The 22506-nt window shown below is 42.8% G+C and carries 13 protein-coding genes, 1 pseudogene and 1 other annotated feature; of the genes and pseudogenes, 13 read left to right on the plus strand and 1 reads right to left on the minus strand.

Annotation, left to right across the window (positions count from 1 at the left end; genetic code table 11):
• Positions 1-310: 310 nt before the first annotated feature.
• The 3 genes and pseudogenes from BQ7344_RS12090 (at position 311) to BQ7344_RS12100 (ending at position 5175) form a co-directional block, all read left to right on the plus strand.
• Positions 311-3688, plus strand: a complete 3378-nt coding sequence (locus BQ7344_RS12090) for a UvrD-helicase domain-containing protein (protein ID WP_072522747.1) — start codon at positions 311-313, stop codon at positions 3686-3688.
• 28 nt (positions 3689-3716) lie between these two features.
• A pseudogene (locus tag BQ7344_RS16855) lies at positions 3717-3827 on the plus strand (DUF4186 family protein); the annotation flags it as partial.
• A 7-nt stretch (positions 3828-3834) separates the two neighbouring features.
• Positions 3835-5175: a serine hydrolase gene (locus BQ7344_RS12100; protein ID WP_072522748.1), complete on the plus strand. Its 1341-nt coding sequence runs from the start codon at positions 3835-3837 to the stop codon at positions 5173-5175.
• A gap of 68 nt (positions 5176-5243) precedes the next feature.
• Here BQ7344_RS12100 and BQ7344_RS12105 read toward each other — a convergent pair whose 3' ends face one another.
• Complete coding sequence (locus BQ7344_RS12105) at positions 5244-6734, minus strand: sensor domain-containing diguanylate cyclase (RefSeq protein WP_072522749.1); 1491 nt, start codon at positions 6732-6734, stop codon at positions 5244-5246.
• 186 nt (positions 6735-6920) lie between these two features.
• Positions 6921-7174, plus strand: a binding site (T-box leader).
• A gap of 81 nt (positions 7175-7255) precedes the next feature.
• On the opposite strand from BQ7344_RS12105, the gene BQ7344_RS12110 reads away from it, so the two are divergent.
• The 10 genes from BQ7344_RS12110 (at position 7256) to BQ7344_RS12155 (ending at position 22484) form a co-directional block, all read left to right on the plus strand.
• Positions 7256-7756, plus strand: coding sequence for a TRAP transporter small permease (locus BQ7344_RS12110; RefSeq protein ID WP_072523432.1), 501 nt, complete (start codon positions 7256-7258; stop codon positions 7754-7756).
• Positions 7757-11092 (plus strand): TRAP transporter large permease subunit, encoded by a 3336-nt coding sequence (locus BQ7344_RS12115; RefSeq protein WP_072522750.1) that lies wholly within the window; start codon positions 7757-7759, stop codon positions 11090-11092.
• Between the two features lie 136 nt (positions 11093-11228).
• Positions 11229-12293 (plus strand): NAD-dependent epimerase/dehydratase family protein, encoded by a 1065-nt coding sequence (locus tag BQ7344_RS12120; RefSeq protein WP_072522751.1) that lies wholly within the window; start codon positions 11229-11231, stop codon positions 12291-12293.
• 40 nt (positions 12294-12333) lie between these two features.
• Positions 12334-13395 (plus strand): CDP-glucose 4,6-dehydratase, encoded by a 1062-nt coding sequence (gene rfbG / locus BQ7344_RS12125; protein WP_442855822.1) that lies wholly within the window; start codon positions 12334-12336, stop codon positions 13393-13395.
• Positions 13396-13419: 24 nt separating this feature from the next.
• Positions 13420-15399 (plus strand): hypothetical protein, encoded by a 1980-nt coding sequence (locus tag BQ7344_RS12130; RefSeq protein WP_072522752.1) that lies wholly within the window; start codon positions 13420-13422, stop codon positions 15397-15399.
• Between the two features lie 19 nt (positions 15400-15418).
• Positions 15419-16765: a lipopolysaccharide biosynthesis protein RfbH gene (gene rfbH / locus BQ7344_RS12135; RefSeq protein ID WP_072522753.1), complete on the plus strand. Its 1347-nt coding sequence runs from the start codon at positions 15419-15421 to the stop codon at positions 16763-16765.
• Between the two features lies 1 nt (position 16766).
• Complete coding sequence (locus tag BQ7344_RS12140; protein WP_072522754.1) at positions 16767-18095, plus strand: phenylacetate--CoA ligase family protein; 1329 nt, start codon at positions 16767-16769, stop codon at positions 18093-18095.
• Positions 18096-18113: 18 nt separating this feature from the next.
• Positions 18114-19334, plus strand: coding sequence for a lipopolysaccharide biosynthesis protein (locus tag BQ7344_RS12145; RefSeq protein WP_072522755.1), 1221 nt, complete (start codon positions 18114-18116; stop codon positions 19332-19334).
• Positions 19321-20637, plus strand: coding sequence for a phenylacetate--CoA ligase family protein (locus BQ7344_RS12150; protein ID WP_072522756.1), 1317 nt, complete (start codon positions 19321-19323; stop codon positions 20635-20637). The genes BQ7344_RS12145 and BQ7344_RS12150 overlap by 14 nt, the downstream gene beginning before the upstream one ends.
• Positions 20638-20642: 5 nt before the next feature.
• On the plus strand, positions 20643-22484 hold the full coding sequence (locus BQ7344_RS12155; RefSeq protein ID WP_072522757.1) for a thiamine pyrophosphate-binding protein: 1842 nt from the start codon (positions 20643-20645) through the stop codon (positions 22482-22484).
• Positions 22485-22506 lie beyond the last annotated feature (22 nt).

The following is a 22506-nucleotide window of genomic DNA, read 5'->3' on the forward strand; positions in this document are numbered from 1 at the left end:
GGAAGCAGATATGAAAGAGTCAGGGCTGAGATGAGACTGTCCATATACATTTTTTACTTTCAGAGTTACTGTTCACTCCGTTCACAGCAACTTGGTCAAAATCCATTCCATATCACTTTCGGTGATGGGATTTTGCCCTGTATGTCTCGGGATTTTGCCATATTCATGACAAAACACCTCGCGGAATATTACCTGTGAACAGCAACCTTTCAGACCATACACATCTTCCAGAGTCAGATGAAAAAGATTGATTTGACAAGAAAAACCGCTTATAATTTGAGTAAGAAAGATAAAAATCAGGAGACCAGCTATGAAGTTTTTTGATGCAATATTCAAAAAGAAAAAAGAGGCGGAAACTACTGCGAACACATCCGTATCAAAATCAAAGGAAGCTCAGAGCCTTAAAGAATTAGAGGGAGTTTTGCAAAAACTGCAGGAAAGCGACCACTATATTGCAAGAAGTGAATACTACGAGCAGGTCAGAGAATATGCAGAAACAGTTTCATTTATGCGAAAGATGGACGAGGCGGATATGCTGGTGGAGTTTTGCAGTAAAAACGGACTGTCTCCGGAGAATGTGCGTGAGCTGTGCATAAATTATGAAAATATTGTACCTTTTGTGGATAATATAAATGAGAATTATCTTTCAAGAAAGAAAAACGAAGAAAAAGAGTATCTGGATAATATTCTGAAAGACATAGACCCTGATATTTGTCTGGATGAAAATCAGAGAGAGGTAATTCTCTCTGATGAAGATTATGGGCTGGTCGTTGCCGGAGCTGGTGCGGGAAAAACAACAACTGTCGCGGCAAAGGTTAAATATCTGGTGGAGAAACAACATATTGATCCGTCGCAGATTTTAATGATTTCTTTCACAAATAAAGCAGTGAATGAGCTGCGGGAACGAATTAACAGAGACTTAAATATTCCCTGTCCGATTGCAACCTTTCATTCCGCAGGAAACGCGATACTTCATAAGAATGATCCCCAGAATCTTAATATTGTAGATTCTAATAAACTGTTTTGTTGTATACAGCGATATCTGAAAGATAAAATTTTGCGAGAGCCGGTTATGGTAAAGAAACTGGTATTATTTTTTGCGTCATATTTTGATGCGCCTTACGAAGGGGACGATATTAATGACTTTTTTAATCATATGGCACATGCAAATTATGCAACCATGCGAAGTGAACTTGAAGATTTTCGGACAGAAGTAATTGATCGTAAAACGCGAAATAAAGTAACGATTCAGAATGAAGTAGTACGTTCTTATCAGGAAGTAGAGATTGCTAATTTTTTCTATCTTAATAATATTGATTACGAGTACGAACCTGTATATAAATATAATATTATGCTGTCCCGTAAACCGTACACTCCCGATTTTATCATTCGTCAGAATGGACAGGAGATATATGTTGAACATTTTGGAATTACAGAAGATGGTCAAAATTCGCTTTATACTGAAGAACAGTTGAACATGTACAAAAAGGCAGTAAATGATAAAATCCTTTTTCATAAAAAACATGGAACAACGCTTATTTATACATTTTCTTCTTATAAAGACGGACGAAGTATCTCTGCACATCTGGAAGAGAAACTGCGTCAGCATGGAATTGAGCTGAAACGCCGCTCTGATGAGGAGGTGGCGAAGAAACTGGTATCTTCGGAAGAAAACAGATACATTAAGAGATTGATTATACTGGTATCGAATTTTATTCGAAATTTCAAAGTAAACGGATATGATGAAGATGACTTTGCGGTATTGAATCAAAAAACAGATAATGTAAGAACAAAATTATTTCTGGAGATCAGCCAGGCATGTTATCTGGAATACAAAAAGTGGCTGATTGAAAATCATGCAGTCGATTTTGAGGATATGATCAATGAGTCTGCACGTGTTTTAAATAATGTAAAAGAAATGAAACAGAAACTGGATTTTAAATATCTGATTGTTGATGAATATCAGGATATTTCGCGGCAGAGATTTGATCTGGTTAAAGCTTTTTCGGAGGTGACATCTGCGAAGGTTATGGCGGTCGGTGATGACTGGCAATCCATTTATGCATTCAGTGGTTCGGATATCACCCTTTTTACAAAGTTTGAAGAAAAAATGGGATATGCCAGACTGATGAAAATTGTCCATACATATCGTAATTCGCAGGAAGTCATTGATATAGCAGGAAATTTTATTCAGAAAAATACTTCACAGATTCGTAAATCCCTTATTTCGCCAAAGCATATTGAAAATCCTGTAATTATTTATACATATGACAGTACAATGAAATCGCCGAATGCGCACAGAAGAAGTGGGGCGGATTATGCAATTGCGTATGCTGTGCAGACATCATTGGAACAGATTATAAAATATGCAAAACAAGATGGAAAAGATCCATATAGTTTAAAAATATTGCTGTTAGGGAGATTTGGCTTCGATGGTCAACGTCTGACCAGGACCGGTATGTATGAATATGTTAACCGGGGATCAAAGGTTAAATCGGTAAAATATCCGCAGATGAATATTACTTTTATGACAGCACATGCGTCAAAAGGACTGGGCTATGATGAAGTAGTTGTAATTAATGGCCGCAATGAAACGTACGGATTTCCATCAAAGATTGAAGATGATCCTGTTTTGTCACTGGTTGTAAAAGAGGACAGAAGCATGCAGTATGCGGAAGAGAGACGCCTTTTTTATGTAGCAATGACTCGGACAAAAAACAGAGTTTACTTTATAGCTCCGGAGCAAAATCCATCGGAGTTTCTTCTCGAAATCAAGAATGAATATAAAAATGTTTCGCTTTGTGGGACCTGGTCAGAAGAACCGGTTATTTTGGAGCGAAAAAAATGTCCGGTATGTGGATTCCCTATGCAGCTCAGATATAAACCGGCATATGGACTGCGCCTGTATATTTGTACAAATGAGCCCGAAGAGTGCAGTTTTATGACAAATCATATTATGGGTAAAAAGCTGGGAATTATGAAATGCCCGGACTGTCAGGATGGATATTTAATTGTAAAATTCAGCGAGAACAGACAGTATTTTTTAGGCTGCACCAATTATCAGAATAATGGAAAGGGCTGTAATAAAACATTATCTGCAAAAGAATATTACAAGCTTATGGGCTATGATGTTACCGAACTGGACTGGTTACCCAAAAAGGAAATAAAGGAAGAGAATACGAAACCGCAGCAAAAAACAATAGAATATGTAAGTCATAATGAGCAGCATAAAAATGATAACTGGGAACAGAAAATTCTGGATAAAAATGCGGATTCTGAAAATAGTCGTAAAAAGTATCCGGAATATAAAGGGCACAGCTTGTTTGAAATTGTTGAAACAATCATGAATGCATTGGTTCATATAAGTGAGAAGAAATATTTTGGTGTGTCGATACTGAGTGGGGTTTTGCGGGGATCAAATGCTGAAAAAATAAAAAAGAATGGATTGGACAAAGTAAAAGAATATAGCGCATTATCATATTTGTCCGGGGAAGAAGTTACGAGACTGATCTACTGGCTGATCGGACGTCATTATATTATTAAGACTACGGGGCAATATCCGGTTCTTCATATTACAAGTGAAGGATTAAAATATGCGGAACTGTTTACGCCGAGAATTGCGGGCAATCTTCTGAAATGGCTGGAGACAGAAGCTGCCAGGCGGTTATTAGATGAGCAGGATATTTGAGTTTCAGTAAGAAACGTGGTGAATTTTTATGACAAAAGATGAATGGTATGCCCAGCTCTTTGAAAGACTTAACAATTTCAGATTTCGGAGCAGTTTTCATTTGAAGCAGAAAGATATTGATTATATAAATGAAAAGGGGAACATAAGTGAAAGAGAACTATAAACACCGGGCAGGAATTTACAGAGGCATCTTGTTTTTGATGTTGGCAATGTTTGCGGTCGCAAGCGTATCTTCTGCGGCAACGAAAGTTCAGGTACAGGCCGCATCAAAGAAGAACACGAACAGTAATCAAAAAACCAGCAGAAAAATTATCAAACTTATGGATAAATCCGGAAACTACCTGATTTATACAGGATATAACTGGTGGCTGAAAGACAAAAACGGAAAGAAATTAACCGGTATGCGATGCATCAGAGTGCCGGCAGGGCAGAAACTGAGATCCGGCTATTATATGTTTGACGGCAGGGGCTGTTTATGTAAGAGGAGAAGATTCTACAGAGTCAATACCGTGATTGGTAGCAAGAGATTTAAAGGAACTTATTATTTTGGTGGAGATTATGGAAGCTTATACAGGAGAGCCGGATGGAAGACTATAAATGGATATACCTATCTCCTTGGCTTTGAGGGGAAACGATATGAAAACCGCTGGAAATATGGATACTATTTCAATGCAAATGGAAAAATCGTAAAAAACCGAAAAATATCAGAAGGTGTTTATGTTGATTGTGATGGGCGCAGATGTACGGAAGCAGAGATGGAGATCAGCAGTCTGAAGAAAAAACTGCGGACGATGTTGAACAGTTATTATGGTTCATGGTCAGTTTATGTGAAAGATTTAAAGACTGGCGGGGTGGTCAATCTGAATGAAAGTGCCATGTACTCTGCGAGTATAATCAAACCTTTTGTAATGGCATCGACTTTTGATCAGATTCAAAAGGGAAACTTGTCATACAGTTCCACGATAAAAGGACTTCTTCGCGAGATGATCACAGTAAGCGACAACGAAGCATACAATCAGCTGGTAAAATACAACAGTACATCCAGAAGTTTTTTGAGTGGGGCATCTGTTGTTAATAGATATCTTGAGAAAAATAAATACACAAAAACCGGCTGCCATCATACATTACATCCGGCATCTTCGGCATCAGTCGGCGATGGACGGAGCAATATCACCTCGGCAAAAGACTGTGGCATTCTTCTGGAACATATTTACAATGGAACCTGTGTATCTTCAAGATATTCAAAAGAAATGCGAAACCTTTTACTTGCCCAGACAAGAAGATGGAAGATACCGTCAGGTATTCCATCCGGAGTCAGAGTTGCAAACAAAACAGGCGAGACATCCAGTGTTGAGCATGATATGGCGATTGTCTACGGAAAGAAAAAAGATTACATAATCTGTGTATTTTCAAATACAGGCAGTGAGGATTACGCACTTCCGCGTATTCGGGAGATTTCAAGAACTGTATATAATTATCTGAACTGAATATGCAAAAACAAAAGAAAACCTCTTCCACCGACTTATCAATTTGTCGGGCAGAAGAGGTTTTTCACTTATATAGAATTTTTTATCTGGTTACATACCTGTGTGTACACATGGTATCTGTCTCTGCCATTATGTTTTGCTTCATACAAGGCCGTATCGGCATTTTTGTAAAGATCCATATAGCAGCTGCCGGCTTCGGGAGCGAATGCAATGCCCACACTGATCGTAACATACTTTCCGTTCATTTCCTCGAAGGGAAGATTACGGACATTTTCAATCAGTTTGTTGATGCGCGCAGAGGCGATTTCCTTTGATTCTGTATTTCGCATGTAAATGACAAATTCATCACCGCCGATTCTTCCGATAATATCATCTTTCCGGAAATGACGGAAAAATGTTTTGCTGAGCTCATGGAGAACCTTATCACCGACAGCATGACCGTACTGGTCATTCACTTCTTTGAATTTATCTATATCGAGAATGACAAAAGTGCCTTTTTCATTGGGCATCTGTGTCAGGATCCTGTTGATATATTCTTCCGTAGCGCGTTTGTTGTAAGCACCGGTCAGTCCGTCAAGCTGTGCAGTTCTGAGAAGTATTTCGTTTTGTTTGCGATTGGTTCGGATAACATAAAAAACAAGAAGGAGAACCAGAATCAGGAATACACCAAGAAGTATACTTTCATCAGTTTTGATAAACTCATAAGATCCCTGTGCATTTGCAACAGGAATTACATAGCAGATCATCCAGTCGTTCATTCCGAGTCGGGTATAGGAGAGATACTGTGCGGTAGCAGAGTCGGAAGCTGTACGCACCTTTACGGTTCCGCCAGTTCCATTTTGAAAGTCCTGACGGACATTTTGCAAAGTAGCATTGGATAATAAGTTTTTGCGTTCATAAAACTTGAAGAAATTATCCCCATATGTAATTTTGTGGTAAGCCGGATCACCGTCATAAGCAATGATCTCCCCCAGCTGGTTAACGATCAGGCTGTATCCGGAATTATCAAATACATCATTAAAAAGCATGCGGCTTAGAGCGGTTACATTATAGGAACCACCAAGTACAGCGATGACATTACCATTCTGATAAACGGGGACGCCAAGGATTACGCGGGTTTCTTTATCTATACTGCTTTCAAGTGGATCACTTAAGGTTTCGTTTCCCTGTATAGCTTCCTGAAAATAGTACCGCTGTGAAACATTTTTTTCGGCTCCGTTATCATAATGAGCGGTGCCGTCCGTTTCAATCAGTGCTGTTCGTTCAAAGTCTGTATTTTCTGCCATGGAAACGAGCAGTTCCATATTTTCATCGGACAGAAGCGCGGAAGATTGCCCCATCTTATCTGCGATACTGTTCAGAAATCCATAATGAATCTGAAGAATGGAAAGAATATGGTCACTTTGCCTTGAAACAGTATCGGTCATGATATTTTGCGAGTTGGTGTCGACAGAACTCTGTATATTGATCAGAAAAATACTGAGGCTTACTGCCAATGCGCAGATAAACATCAAGATTGCGGATATGTAATTAACAGCATGATCTAGTTTCTTTTTCATATGCATTCCTCCGTTTCCTGTGGGCTTAGGATAATTACAGTATAAATGATTCTTATGTGTAATGCAAAAAGAATTACCGAATCTGTCCCTGACAGACATTATGTGCAAAAAGTGCATAAAAACTCTTGACGTGAAGAAAAATGAGAGGTAAAATAAAGTCACCTTTTAGCAAGGTAAAGCATAAGAGTAAATTCTATGAAGGGAATCAGTAGAAGCAGAGGAAACTGTCTACAGAGAGCTGTGTATGGTGGGAAGCAGCGACAGAACTGTTTTGAATATCATCCCTGAGAAGGAAGACCGAACGTTTTGCAGAACCGCCAGTAGGTTTTCACGGTAGCTCCCCGTTACAGGAGACGCGTATGCCGGTACGTTGCAGAATCGTACTTGTTTCAATGGAGAAACAGGGTGGTTGCGGAATGATATATCTATCCGTCCCTGATGGGGCGGATTTTTTTATGCCCAAAAGATCTGAAACCAGGAGGTCTGAAACCGGAACAAAATACAAAAAAGGGGAAGAGAGTATGAAAGTTTACAAAAAACTCATGAATGCACTTGCAGCAGTCGAAAAAGTCGTACTGATTGTATCTACGTTGCTGATCCTGGTGCTGACAGTGGGAAATGTATTTTCCCGTAAAGTGATCCATCGCTCATGGTCATTCACAGAAGAACTGGTTGTAGCGGTATTTGTTCTCATCACACTTCTGGCAGCAGCACTTGCATGTCGTAAAGGTGAACTGGTCAGTCTGTCATTGTTTACTGACCGTCTCCCGGAAAAACTGAAAAAACCGTCTGTGATCCTGATCACGGTTCTGAGCATTGTTTTTTCAGCAATTCTTTTTAAATATGGTATGGATAAGGTTATGACCCAGCTTGCAAACGGTAAGAGAACCTTCGTGCTGAACTGGCCGGAATGGATTTTCTGGTCCTTCGTACCGATCGGTGCAGGATGCATGATTCTTCATTTTATCGAGTTCTGCCTGGATTTCTGCACAGGATATAAAGAAGAAAAGGAGGACAAATAAATGATCAGTGCTGTTTTATTTATTTCATTCTTCATTTTTCTGATCCTTGGTGTGCCGATCGCAATCTGCCTGGGACTTTCCTCAGTATGTGCAATCATTTACTCCGGAACTTCACTTACGATCGTGGCAACCAACATGTATGCCGGAATCAGTAAATTCCTGCTTCTGGCAATTCCGTTTTTCGTATTATCCGGTAACATCATGGCAAAAGCCGGTATCTCCAAACGACTGATCGACTTCGTTGATACCTGCGTCGGCCACAAAAAAGGTGGTATCGCCATCGTATGTGTTATCGTTGCATGTTTCTTCGGAGCAATCTCCGGTTCCGGACCGGCAACTGTAGCTGCCCTTGGTGCAGTTCTGATTCCGGCAATGGTAGAGCAGGGAGGATTTTCCGCACCGTTTTCCACGGCATTGATGGCGACATCGAGTTCGATTGCGATCGTCATACCTCCTAGTATTGCATTCGTTGTATATGCATCCATCACAGGTGTTTCTATCGCTGATATGTTCACAGCAGGTATCGTACCTGGTATTCTGATGGGTGTTGCGCTTGTAATTGTTGTTATGCTGGAAGCAAAGAAACACAACATTCAGCCTTCCAGAAAAAAAGCAACTGCAAAAGAACGCTGGGCTACATTTAAAGATGCATTCTGGGGATTTTTGATGCCGATCATCATCCTCGGTGGAATCTATGGCGGTATCTTTACACCAACAGAAGCAGCAGCCGTATCGGTTGTATATGGTCTGTTTGTAGGTATGGTCATCTATCGTGAAGTCAAATTCCGTGATCTGATCGATATTTTTGTAGAATCAGCAAAAACAACAGGCGGTATCATGCTGATCGTTGCATGCGCATCCCTGTTCTCTTATGTATGTACGAAATTTGGTATCGCAGACGCTGCATCCGGACTGCTTGCATCTATTGCACACAATCAGTTCGTATTCCTTCTGATCGTAAATATCATTTTCCTGATAGCAGGATGTTTCATCGATGCAAACTCAGCTATGTATATCTTTATCCCGATCATGCTTCCTGTATGCAAGGCACTTGGATATGACGTTGTTGCATTTGGTGTTATGGCAACTGTCAACCTTGCAATCGGTCAGGTAACACCGCCGGTTGGTGTCAATCTGTTCGTTGCAATCAGTATCAAGATCAAAAAAGGTCTGGAGGTTACTCTTCAGCAGATTTCAAAGGCAGTTATGCCGATGATCGCTGCTTCTGTAGTAGTACTTCTTGTAATTACATATATTCCAGCCGTTTCTACAGCTCTGCCGAAAGCTCTTGCAAAGAACGGCGCTTATACAGGAGATCAGTCCTCCTCTGACACAGGAAGCACCGCTTCCAAAGATGCCGGAAACGACAATGATTCCTTCAATACTATCGCGGATTACAGTGATCTTGACTGGCCGGAGATGACATGGAACTTTGCATGCTCCACAACAGAGACGAGTACATGGGCTGATGGTGGACGTAAGTTCGGTGAACTGATGGAAAAAGCAACTGGCGGAAAGATCAAAGTCAATGTATATGCAGCAGACCAGCTTACCAACGGAAATCAGTCCGAAGGTATTCAGGCGCTGATGAATGGAGACCCGGTACAGATCTCCATGCATTCCAATCTGATCTATTCAGCATTTGACCCGAGATTCAATGTTGTATCCCTGCCGTTCATCTATGATTCTTATGATGATGCAGATGCAAAATTTGACGGCGCAGCCGGAGAGAAACTGAAAGAGATTCTTTCTGAGTATGGCCTGCACTGTATGGGTATCGCGGAAAATGGTTTCCGTGAGCTGACTAACAGCAGGCATGAAGTAAAAACTGTCGATGACATGAAAAACTTAAAGATCCGTGTAGCAGGATCAAACCTTCTTATGGAATGCTATAAGAGATGGGGCGCAGATGCGACCAATATGAACTGGTCCGAAACCTACACCGCACTGCAGCAGAACACAGTAGAAGGCCAGGAAAACCCGTTGCCGGCAATTGATGCAGCAAGTGTACAGGAAGTTCAGCCATACTGCTCTATGTGGGATGCAATTTATGACTGTCTGTTCTTCTGTATCAATCAGGATATCTATGACAGTCTGACCGCAGAGCAGCAGGCAGTTGTTGATGAGTGTGGACAGAAAGCAGTAGAGTATGAGCGTTACATCAACCGTTCCGGTGACGAAGAGATCATGAGCCGCTGGGAAGAAAGCAATGGCGTAACTTTCACACAGAAAGAAGATATGGATATTGATTCCTTCAAAGAAGCTGTTGATGGTGTAGACGATTGGTTTGTTCAGGAACTGGAGAGTCAGGGCTATGATGATGCACAGGATCTGGTAGATCTTTTCACAGAAGATTCCATGGATACCGTAGATGATTACAGTGACCTTGACTGGCCGGAAGCAACATGGAACTTTGCATGCTCCACAACGGAGACAAGTACATGGGCAGAAGGCGGACGTAAGTTCGGTGAACTTATGGAAAAAGCAACCGGCGGAAAGATCAAAGTCAATGTATACGCAGCAGACCAGCTTACCAACGGAAACCAGTCCGAAGGTATTCAGGCGCTGATGAATGGAGACCCGGTACAGATTTCTATGCATTCCAACCTGATCTACTCTGCATTTGACCCGAGATTCAATGTTGTATCTCTGCCGTTCATCTATGATTCCTACGATGATGCAGATGCGAAGTTTGACGGTGAGGCAGGAGAAAAACTGAAAGAGATTCTTTCAAGCTACGGCCTGCACTGCATGGGTATCGCGGAAAATGGTTTCCGTGAGCTGACCAACAGCAAACATGAAGTAAAAACCGTCGATGACATAAAAAACCTGAAAATCCGTGTAGCAGGATCCAACCTTCTTATGGAATGCTACAAGAGATGGGGCGCAGATGCAACCAACATGAACTGGTCCGAGACCTACACTGCACTGCAGCAGAACACAGTAGAAGGTCAGGAGAACCCGTTACCGGCAATCGATGCAGCGAGTGTGCAGGAAGTTCAGCCGTACTGCTCCATGTGGGATGCAATCTATGATTGTCTGTTCTTCTGCATCAACCAGGATCTTTATGATACTCTGACACCGGAGCAGCAGGCAGTTGTTGATGAGTGTGGACAGAAAGCTGTAGAGTATGAGCGTTACATCAACCGTTCCGGTGACGAGGAGATCATGAGCCGCTGGGAATCTAAGAATGGTGTGACATTTACAGATAAAGATGACATGGATATCGATTCCTTTAAGGAAGCAGTAGATGGTGTAGATGAGTGGTTTGTAGAACAGCTTAAAGATGCCGGATACAAAGATGGACAGGAACTTGTAGACCTATTCGAAAAATAAAAAGTTTTAAGTCAGAGAAATCCCTGAATTCCGTTGGAGTTCAGGGATTTTTCTGCTTGTTGATTAAATGTACGGACAAGGGTATAATATACTTGTATTATTATGTGATATTGCAAAATGAGGGGGGAAATACACGATGAATCCAATCTTGCAAAAGGATATGGAGGACATTTTTTCGCGCAATAACAGCTGGGAACGACTGGAGAAAAGTACAGTACTTCTGACGGGTGCATATGGGATGCTGGCATCTTATATTGTTCATTTTCTGCTGTATGTCAGAACGGTCAAAAATATCAATGTAAAACTGATTGCGGTAGTTCGAAACAAGGACAAATTTGTGCAGAGATTTGGGAATATAGAGGGATTTGACAGTATAGAGATCATTCAGAATGACCTGTCAGAACCGATAGAGATAGATGAAGATGTGGACTATATCATTCATGCTGCATCGCTGGCGAGTCCACAGTATTACAGCGTGTGTCCGGTGGATGTATTGAAACCGAATACGATTGGAAATTATCATCTGCTTGAACTTGCAACAACAAAAAAAGTAAAGAGCTATCTGCTGTTCAGTTCATGTGACGTTTATGGGACACCGAAAGTCGACGGCCTGATTAATGAGACTGCGTTTGGGCATATGGATACACTTGACATACATAACTGTTACAGCGAAAGCAAACGTATGGCAGAAACCATGTGCCGTGCATTCTGGGTACAGCATCAGGTTCCGGTCAGGATTGCACGGATCGCACATACGTATGCACCGACGATGGATATACAGAATGACCCTCGGGTATTTGCTTCCTTTGTAAAAAATATTGTTGCAGGTGAAGATATTGTATTGAAAAGTGACGGCTCCGGTAAGCGTACGTTCTGTTATATTACAGATGCAGTTGCCGGCTATTTTAAGATCCTGTTTGATGGTGCGGAGGGCGAGGCATACAACGTTTGCAATACTTCACAGTTTGTAAGCATTCGTGAGCTTGCAGAATGTCTGACGGAGATTTATCCGGAAAAAAATCTTCATGTAATCTGCAAACAGCGCAGTGAATCTGAAAATTATACAGAAAATAAGGCACTGGTTGGCCATGAGAGGATCCCTGATAATCACAAGCTGCAGGCACTGGGCTGGGAGGCCAGAGTGGATATCAGAGAGGGATTTGGCAGAGTGGTGCAGTATATTGAAAATGAAAACAGGTGAGGCTTCAATACTCACAGAATTTATTTACAGGAGCGACAATATAAAAATGAATAACTTCGATTTCAATTTTTATAAAGGAAAAAAAGTTTTAGTTACAGGTCATACCGGATTTAAAGGGGCATGGCTCTGCAGACTTCTGCTCGGACTTGGGGCGGAGGTGACGGGATATGCACTGAAACCGCCGACAGATCCGGAGCTTTTCGGGCTGCTTGATCTCGAAAAAAATATGCATTCTGTAATTGGAGACATCCGGGATCTTTCTAAATTAACGGGAGTCCTGAAGGAGGCACAGCCGGAAATTGTTCTTCATCTTGCAGCACAGCCGATTGTCCGTGAATCCTATGCGAACCCGGTCTACACTTATGAAACGAATGTAATGGGTACAGTCAATATACTTGAGGCAGTAAGAAGTGCAGGAAGTGCAGCTTCTTTTCTGAATGTTACTACAGATAAAGTATACAAAAATAATGAGTGGGAATGGGGATACCGCGAGACGGATGAACTGGATGGCTATGATCCGTATTCCAACAGTAAATCCTGCTCAGAACTGGTTACACACAGTTACGAAAAGGCTTTCCTTAAAGATGCAGGTATTGCAGTATCTACTGCACGTGCCGGAAATGTAATTGGCGGAGGCGACTTTGCAGCAGATCGTATCATTCCGGATTGTGTCAGAGCTATGGCGTCCGGAAGGGAAATTGCCGTGCGTAATCCGCATTCAACCAGACCATATCAGCATGTACTGGAACCGCTGGGGGTATATCTGATGATTGCCGGTGTGCAATATCAGGACAGATCAAAAGCCGGTTCCTATAACGTAGGACCGGGAGATGAAGACTGCATTACTACCGGAGAGCTTGCAGATCTTTTCTGTGAGGCATGGGGAGGAAAGGCAGCATGGAAAAATCTGTTTCAGGGAGGTCCTCATGAGGCAAATTTCCTCAAACTGGACTGCTCCAGAATCCGCAGTACTTTTGGCTGGAGACCACACTGGCATGTAAAAGATGCCGTACGATATACAGTACAGTGGTATCAGGCATGGCTTGACGGAGAAAATATGGCAGAATATACAGACCGTCAGATAAAAGAATATTTTAGATAAAAACAGAATGGAGCAAAAGGAGTAATGAAAAAGAATCGGGAAATGTTCAGCGGACTGATGGCATGGCTGGTGTCGGCCTGCTTTTTTCTCGGATGTTTTGCAAATAAGCAATTGCTGGAAAAAATCAGCAAACTGGGAAACAGTCATATTTTAATTTATGGAATTACATTGGTCTTGTTTTGTCTGGCATTTCTGGTATGTATGGGGCTTACCGGAAGAATGAAGGGTAAACAAAGCTATTCTGACGGAAATGCGGCAGGGCAGAAAATCCTGTTTTCTGTGCTGCTTCTTTCGCAGATTCCTTTCTGGATAATCTGTGTGGCGAATGAGACAGATCAGGTGGGCTCAGTAGCCGGGAGATATGGATGGCATACACATCCGCTTATATTTGGAATCATTTTGTTTCTTGCAGAACTGATCATTCTGACATGGATGTATGCAAAAATCTCCGTTCCGGGACGTGATGGAGAATGGATCGTCTGGCTGACTTATGTTGTTCTTACCGTATTGATCCTGTACTCTATGTATACACCGAATATTTTTGGCAGAGGAGAACAGAGTGACTCCTATCATTGCCATGCATATTTCAACTCGGTCTATAATATTTATCAGGGAATGCCGTATACACACAACGTTACCAGTATTTACGGACATTATGCCTTGTTTTTTAAGATTCCGATGAAATTATTGCACGGGGATTTCAGGGCATTTGTTATGATGCTTGCAATGGTCGGTACACTTGCACACGTATGTGCGTTTCTGACACTGCAGCTTCTGGTAGAAAGCAGAGCACTGCGGATAGCAGGAGCGCTGGCTATCGCATTTCCAATACTCGGTATGCGTGGGGGATACTACTGGCAGGTATGGCCGCACAGAATAGTTTTTCCAATGCTTCTTCTGCTGTATGGAGCTGTGATCCTTAAGAAAAACTACCGGGGATTTATAAGCATGGCGGGGGGATATCTGATCTGTCTGCTTGCAGTTCTGTGGAATACGGAGACAGGAATTTTTCTGGCGATCTCGTGGGCGGCAATGTATGTGTCCCGTTATTTTTCAGAAAACAGAGTGAAGATCGGAAAGCTTCTTATAAATATAGCAGTACATGTTGCAGGAATTGTATTCAGTGTCCTGGGTGCATATGGTACGGTAAATCTGTATAATATTCTGAAACATAGTCCGGTGAATTCACTGGAGGATTTTCTGGTACCGCTTCTTTCAAGCAATTATATGGAAGGGGTTCTGCATCTTGATATGCCGCTTTATCCATGTGCTTATATGGCGGTGATCACGCTGTTCCTTATGGGAACCTCTGTGGGATTGTCCGGCTGGTTTCAGGAAGAAAAGAAACAGTGCTGGAAAAGAGAACTTATATTTTTGTTGAGCGTAGGTGCACTTGGATGTCTGGTCTATTATATTAATCGTCCGGCATACCATAATCTGGACTGTGTTGCTCTTCCGGCTGTGATTTTGTCGGCATATTTCGGCCAGTACGGTCTTAGATTTATCAGAAACAAAGAATGGAAAAATTTTGGGAAAATTTCATCGACGCATGTATTCCGGGCAGGAGTCGGACTGATCTGTACAGCCGCTGTACTTGCCATGTCTACAGGCACAGTGCTGCAGTTTGCTCAGAACAGTCAGATAAAAGAAAATTTTCACGACATGGAAGATTTTGAAGGGCTGGCAGCTCAGGTGGCTGAGATGGTACCGGAAAACACACCGGCGTTCGGAATCAATATACCGGAGATCTACAGTCTGCTTCAGCGGAGAACAGAATGTTTTACAATGGATTTCAGTGATATGCTTGTCCGTCCGGACAGTTTGAAAGAACTGAAAGATCAGCTGGAACACGCCGAAGTCAGAGGTGCCTTTACCGGAAAATCCTCAATGAAAATATGGAAGCGTAATGATCCTGAGACTTACCGATGGTTCAGGGAACATTATATACTAAAAGATACGATTTCTTTCCAGCAGGAAGAATTTCAATATTATATAGAAAAATAAAATACAGAAGGAGAATATTATGTTTGAAGAAATGACAGAACAGCAGGCCAGAGAACAGATTCTGGAAATGACAAGAAATTACTGCAACAAATATCATAATCAGAAAAAACCATATCAGGAGGGTGACCGTATTCCATATGCGTCCAGGGTATACGATGCAGAAGAAATGGTAAATCTGGTAGACAGCTCTCTTGAGTTCTGGCTGACAGCCGGACGTTATACAAATGAATTTGAACATGCATTTGCAAAATATCTAGGTGTGCGTTACTGCTCACTGGTAAACTCAGGATCTTCCGCGAATTTGCTTGCTTTTATGACGCTGACTTCTCCACTTCTGAAAGAACGTCAGATCCTTCCAGGAGATGAGGTGATCACGGTTGCGGCAGGTTTCCCGACAACTGTTTCGCCAATGATCCAGTATGGGGCCGTACCGGTGTTTGTTGACGTGACCATTCCACAGTACAACATTGATCCTTCCCTTCTGGAAGCTGCATGGTCTCCGAAGACAAAAGCTGTCATGCTTGCACATACACTTGGAAATCCATTTGACCTGAAAGCAATAAAAGAGTTTTGTGATCGGCACAACCTGTGGCTGATCGAGGATAACTGCGATGCACTTGGGTCTGTCTATACGATTGACGGTGAGGATAAACTGACAGGAACAATCGGTGATATCGGAACCTCCAGTTTTTACCCACCACATCATATGACAATGGGAGAGGGTGGTGCTGTTTATACAGACAATCCACTTCTGAACAGAATTGCACGTTCTTTCCGAGACTGGGGAAGAGACTGCATCTGTGCACCGGGTCAGGATAATCTCTGTGGTCATCGCTTTGATCGCCAGTATGGTGAACTCCCGGTTGGCTACGATCACAAGTATGTATATTCTCATTTTGGATATAACCTCAAAGCAACTGATATGCAGGCTGCAGTCGGCTGTGCACAGCTTAAGAAGTTTCCATCCTTCGTAGAGCGCAGAATTCACAATTTCAATTATCTGAAAGAAGCACTCAAAGGAACAGAAGACAAACTGATTCTCCCGAAGGCATGTGAGAATTCCAGACCGAGCTGGTTTGGTTTCCTGATCACCTGCCGTGAGGGTGTAGACCGTAACCAGATTGTTCAGATGATTGAAGCAAAAGGGGTACAGACGCGTATGCTGTTTGCGGGCAATCTTACAAAACATCCGTGTTTTGACCAGATGCGTGCAACAGGTAAAGGCTACCGCATCGCCGGAACACTCGAAAATACAGACCGTATCATGAGAGATACTTTCTGGATCGGTGTATATCCGGGAATGACAGATGAAATGCTGGAAGCTATGGCAAACGCAATCAAAGACGCAGTGAATGGAGTAAAATAAAATGATTTTAGATGAAAAACTGCGGTGGGCAGGATTTTGGATACTGGATGGACTGCGTGGCGGTCAGACCCGTAAATATTATGACAGGATCCGCTACGCGTGGAAAGAAGGAAGTTCTGTTGCGGAGACAGAAGAAAGAATCCGGAATCTGATCAGACATGCAGTAAAAACAACAGATTTTTATAAAGATTATCCGGAAGATACACCACTTGAGAAACTTCCGGTAGTAAATAAAGATACGTTCCGGCAGCATTATGACAGTTTTCTTTCTTCAACTTATAAAGATGCAGAGGATAATCGTATAATGTGTACCAGCGGTTCAACCGGCACACCACTGCGTATGATCCAGAATAAAGACAAGATCTGTCACAATACTGCAGGTGGTATTTTTCTCGGGGCAGCAGCCGGATATTATATCGGAATGAAAGAAGCATTTATCCGTGTGTGGGTAAATAATGTCCGCAAAAGCAAATTACGCCTTTTTCAGGAAAATCTGATCATGATGGATAGTTCCCGGATGGATGACAAAGCGCTTGCCGGAATGCTCGATATGATCGAAAAGAAAAAAGTCAAATGTCTTGTCGGATATTCTTCTGCACTTGGTGAGCTGAGTGAATATATCCGAAAAACCGGACGGGACTGCAGTAAATTCCGGGTAAGGGCGATCATCCCGATCTCTGAGACGATGCCGGAACCTGTGCGCCGCACACTGTCAGAACAATTTGGCTGTCCGGTGCGTGCATGGTATTCCAACGAAGAAAACGGCATTATGGGACTTCAGAATGAAGACAATGAAGGCTATCATATTGATACCGAAACTTATTATTATGAAATATTAAAAATGGATTCTGATGAACCGGCAGAACCGGGAGAACTCGGAAGAATCGTGATTACAGATCTTTTTAACTATGCATTTCCGATCATTCGTTATGACAATGGCGATACAGCGGTGGCAGTCCGCAAAGAAAAGAACGGTCGTTTTAAACTCTGTCTGTCTGTGCTTTACGGACGGCGTAGTGACCTGATCTATGACTGCGACGGCAAGGCAGTCACACCATATATCATTACGAATAATCTCTGGGATATTGAGGGTGTGAAACAGTATCGTTTTATTCAGGAAGATGTAAAAGATTATACGATCTGGCTGAACGGAGATCAGGAAAAGATGGATCAGGAGGAGATTCTTCGCAGGATCCGTCCGTATCTGGGCGAGGAAGCACATATTAAAGTCGAGATCGTTGATGAGATTCCGGTGCTTGCTTCCGGAAAACGTAAATACATAGAAAACCGCTGTCAGAAGTATCAGCAGCATAAAGGATTCTGTGGCTGATATGCAGGAGGTAAAGATTTGAAAAACAGGGAACAGAAAAAAGGAATTGCGGTAAATACCCTGTATACGATGGGCGGACTGCTCTGGATGAATGCAGTTCTGCAGATCGTGGTGACACCCCTTCTCAATCGGCTGATGGGAGCGGAGCAGCTTGGAAATCTTCTTTATATTACCGGTCTTGTGGCAATCATCTGCCCGTCGGTGGGACAGGCATTAAATACAAGCCGCCTTGTTGTTCGCAGAGACTGCGAGATAACAAACGGAGATTATGACTGGCTGCTTCTGATCTTTGGCGCGATCGGAAGTGTGGCTGCTCTTGTGATGTCAAGGAACAGCATTACCAATATGGCGATGGCGGCCGGCGTTTTTATTATGTTTATGCTGACTGTTTTTCGATATTACGGAGATGTGGAATATCGTCTGAACCTGAATTACCGGAGATATTTCATTTATTATCTGTTGATCGGAATCGGATATCTGGCAGGATTCGGAATATATTATGTAACCGGACAATGGGTATGGATTTATCTGATTGGTGAGGGCGCCGCACTTGTTTTTGTAGGAATTACAGGAAATGTATTTCATAATTTCTGGAACAGGAGCAGTTTTTTTTCTGCTGCACTCAGCCGTGGATTTTTCCTTATGTTGTCGTATCTGGTCACGAATACAACGTTGAATATTGATCGCCTTGTGATACGTCAGGTACTTGGAAATGAGCAGGTAACATGGTACTATGTGACTTCACTGATCGGGAAGACTCTGGTGCTTCTGATCGCACCGATCAATACGATCGTGATTTCCTATCTTACAAAAAGAAAAGAGCGCCTGACGCGTTCACAGTATGGCAAAGCAGCACTTGCAGGAGGAATCGTAAGTTTTGTATTCTTTCTTGCCTGTCAGGTGGGAACACCGCTTTTTGTATGGCTCTTTTACAGAAATCTCTATGATTCGGTAAAAGGCATTGTAACTGTTGTAAATCTGGCGCAGATTCTTGGATTATATTCTGCGTTTCTGTTTATTCTTGTGCTGACATTCACGGATGAGAGATGGCAGCTTGGTCTACAGATTGCACATTTTGGAATACTTCTTGCAGTGTCGATACCGGCAGCAAAAATGTATGGACTGACAGGCTTTGCCTATGCGTCACTTGGTGCAAATATTCTGCGTGTGGCGGCTGTGATCATTCTGGGACTGGTGAAAGCACAAAACGGAAAGGAAAGTAAAGATGAATACAGGTGAAGTACTTAGAAGGACTGTTTTTAATCTGCTCGATGCCTCAAAGGGCGGCAAACTGCAGAAATTAAAAGAAGTGAATAAGCGGGAGATTGTGGAAGGTGTAACAGAAGAATATATGGAACGCCGCCTGAAGACCCTGCTCGATTATGTAAAGAAAAATTCTTCCTTTTACCGCAAACATCCGGAATGGAAAGAACTCAAAGATTTTCCGGTCATGACGAAAGGTGACTTTATTGAACATTATGATGAGATTCTTGTAGACCATTATCAGGAACAGGGTAAACTTTACCGTCTGAGCACAAGCGGTTCTACAGGCACACCGTTTACGGTACTGTGTGACGGTGACAAAATGAACCGCATCAATATGAATTTTATCTCCTGCATGGAGCTGAATGGGTTCCGTATGGGAATGAAGCGTGGTGAATTCCGCGCGTGGATAAAGGGAAAAAATACGATCAGTAAGTGGAAATCTTTCAAAAATAATCTTATCATGGTGGATATCTCCAATATGGGGGATGAGTCTCTGGAAAAAATCTGTCGGGATATTGAGAAAAAGAAGATTCAGGTACTCGTTCCGTATTCAAGTGCACTGACTGCACTGACGCAGTATCTGAAGAGAACGAAAAGAGACATCAGCCGCTGGCAGGTCGAAATGATCTATACAATGGGAGAGGCGCTTCCGCAGGAGACATATGATCTGGCAAAGGAACTGTTTGGTTTTACTCCGGTTCGAACTTATGGAAATAACGAGAATGGTTTTATTGCGGTTCAGCTTGGCGAAGATCCGGAATATTCCATCGATATGTTTAACTATTATCCGGAGATTCTTAAGATGGACTGCGATGAACCGGCAGAACCAGGTGAACTCGGAAGAATCGTTGTGACGGATTATTACAATAAGACATTCCCGATGGTACGTTATGATACCGGAGATACAGGAATGATGCGAATCGACCGGGATGAAAAAGGCCGCATCCATGGCAAATATGTGGAAATCTATGGCAGACGCGGATCTCTGATGTATAACACAAAGGGCGAACCACTGTCCATTCATGTGTTCATGAACACACTTCTGAAATTTGAGGGAGTGGTTTATCAGGCCAGATGCATCCAGTGGGGCGAAAAAGAATACGAACTGCTTGTCAATGCAGACAGAGAAAAACTGAATGTCGAGGAGCTCCTTGCAGCTTACCGCCACTATCTGGGCGAGGATGCAGAAATCCGTATTACTTATGTAGATGAGATCCCGATTCAGGCATCCGGTAAATTTATGGTCTGCGAGAATAAGTGGGATGGAAGGAAATAAGCTTTATGAAACAGAAAGTATCTGATTATATAGCGGATTATATTGCAAACTGGGGAATTCGGGATGTGTTTACAGTGACGGGTGGCGGCGCCATGCATATGAATGATGCTTTTGGGCATCATCCGAAACTGCACTGCACTTACCAGCACCACGAACAGGCATGTGCGATGGCAGCCGAAGCATATGCACGTATGGATAACCGTATGGCAGCAGTCTGCGTGACGACGGGGCCCGGGGCGACAAATGCCATAACAGGTGTGCTTGGCTGCTGGATGGATTCGATTCCCATGATTGTTTTTTCCGGACAGGCCCGATATGCAACGACAGTTGCAGCTTCCGGATTAAAGCTTAGAAGTATGGGAGTGCAGGAATGCAATATCGTTCCGGTTGTAACTTCGCTTACAAAATATGCACAGATGGTAATTGATCCAAAAGAAATCCGTTATCATCTGGAAAAAGCACTTTACATGGCGGTGAACGGAAGACCGGGACCGGTATGGCTGGATATCCCGCTGGATGTACAGGGGGCAACGATTGAGACGGAGGATCTGAGAGGTTACGACCCGAAAGAAAATCCGGAAGAAACACCTGCGGCGATTTCACAGGATGTAGTAAAAGAAATTGTAGACAGGATTGCACAGAGTCGTCGTCCGGTACTGTTTCCGGGAAATGGTGTGCGACTTGCCGGTGCGATAGAAGATTTCCACAGACTTGTAAATATTCTGGGAGTTCCGGTGATCACAGGAATGAGCAGTGTAGATGCACTGGAATCACATCACCCATATTTTGTCGGAAGGAGTGGAGGAACCGGAACACGTCCGGGAAATTTTGCACTCCAGAACAGTGACGTACTTCTTTCCATAGGAAATCGTCAGGGATTTGCGCAGACAGGCTTCCAGTATCAGGACTGGGCAAGAGAGAGTTTTACAATATTGAATGATATTGATGAAAATGAACTGAAAAAACCAAATCTTCACGTAAGTCTTCCTGTAGTCGGGGACGCGGGCGAGCTGATCCGCAAACTGATCTGTGAGGCAGAGCGTCGCGGGGCAGACGAAAAACATCCACTGTTTCAGGGAGAGGACTGGGTTCATCAGTGTCAGATCTGGAAACAGAAATATCCGGTGGTGACTGCGAAACATTACGAAACAATAGAAGAAAGCTGCACCAATATTTATGCTTTTTATGAGGAACTGTCGAAGGCAATGCACGAAGGCGAGACACTGATGGTCAGTGTTGGAACTTCAAGAGTTGCCGGAAGTCAGGCATTTCAGGTAAAAAAAGGTCAGCGTTTTATTACAAATCCGAATACAGCTTCTATGGGCTTCTGCCTTCCGGCAGTGACGGGTATCTGCGTGGCACATCCGGGAGAATCGGTGGTATGTGTCACAGGTGAAGGAAGTCTTCAGATGAATATTCAGGAATTACAGACTATCCGTCAGAATCGGCTTCCAGTGAAACTGTTTGTGATCAACAATCAGGGATATCATTCTATCCGCCAGACTCAGCAGAGCTATTTTGCACCGCCGCTTGTAGGTGTGGGCGAGGAGAGCCGGGACCTAAGTTTTCCGGATCTTGAAAAACTGGCACCGGCATATGGCTTTACTTACAGAGCAATCCACCATGCGGAGGAACTTCCGGACGTGATACGGGAAGTGCTGGAGATGGATGGAGCGGCAGTATGTGAGGTCTATGTAACGAAATATCAGAAGACGGAGCCAAAGACTTCTGCGAAAAAGCTCGAAGATGGATCAATGGTATCTGCTCCGCTGGAAGATATGTATCCGTTTCTGGATCAAAAAGAACTGGAAGAAAACATGTATATTCCGCTTCCAAAGAAATACTGACAGCGGAAGAAATCAGAATACA

This window comes from Blautia sp. Marseille-P3087, assembly GCF_900120195.1.
Classification (GTDB): Bacteria; Bacillota; Clostridia; order Lachnospirales; family Lachnospiraceae; genus Blautia_A.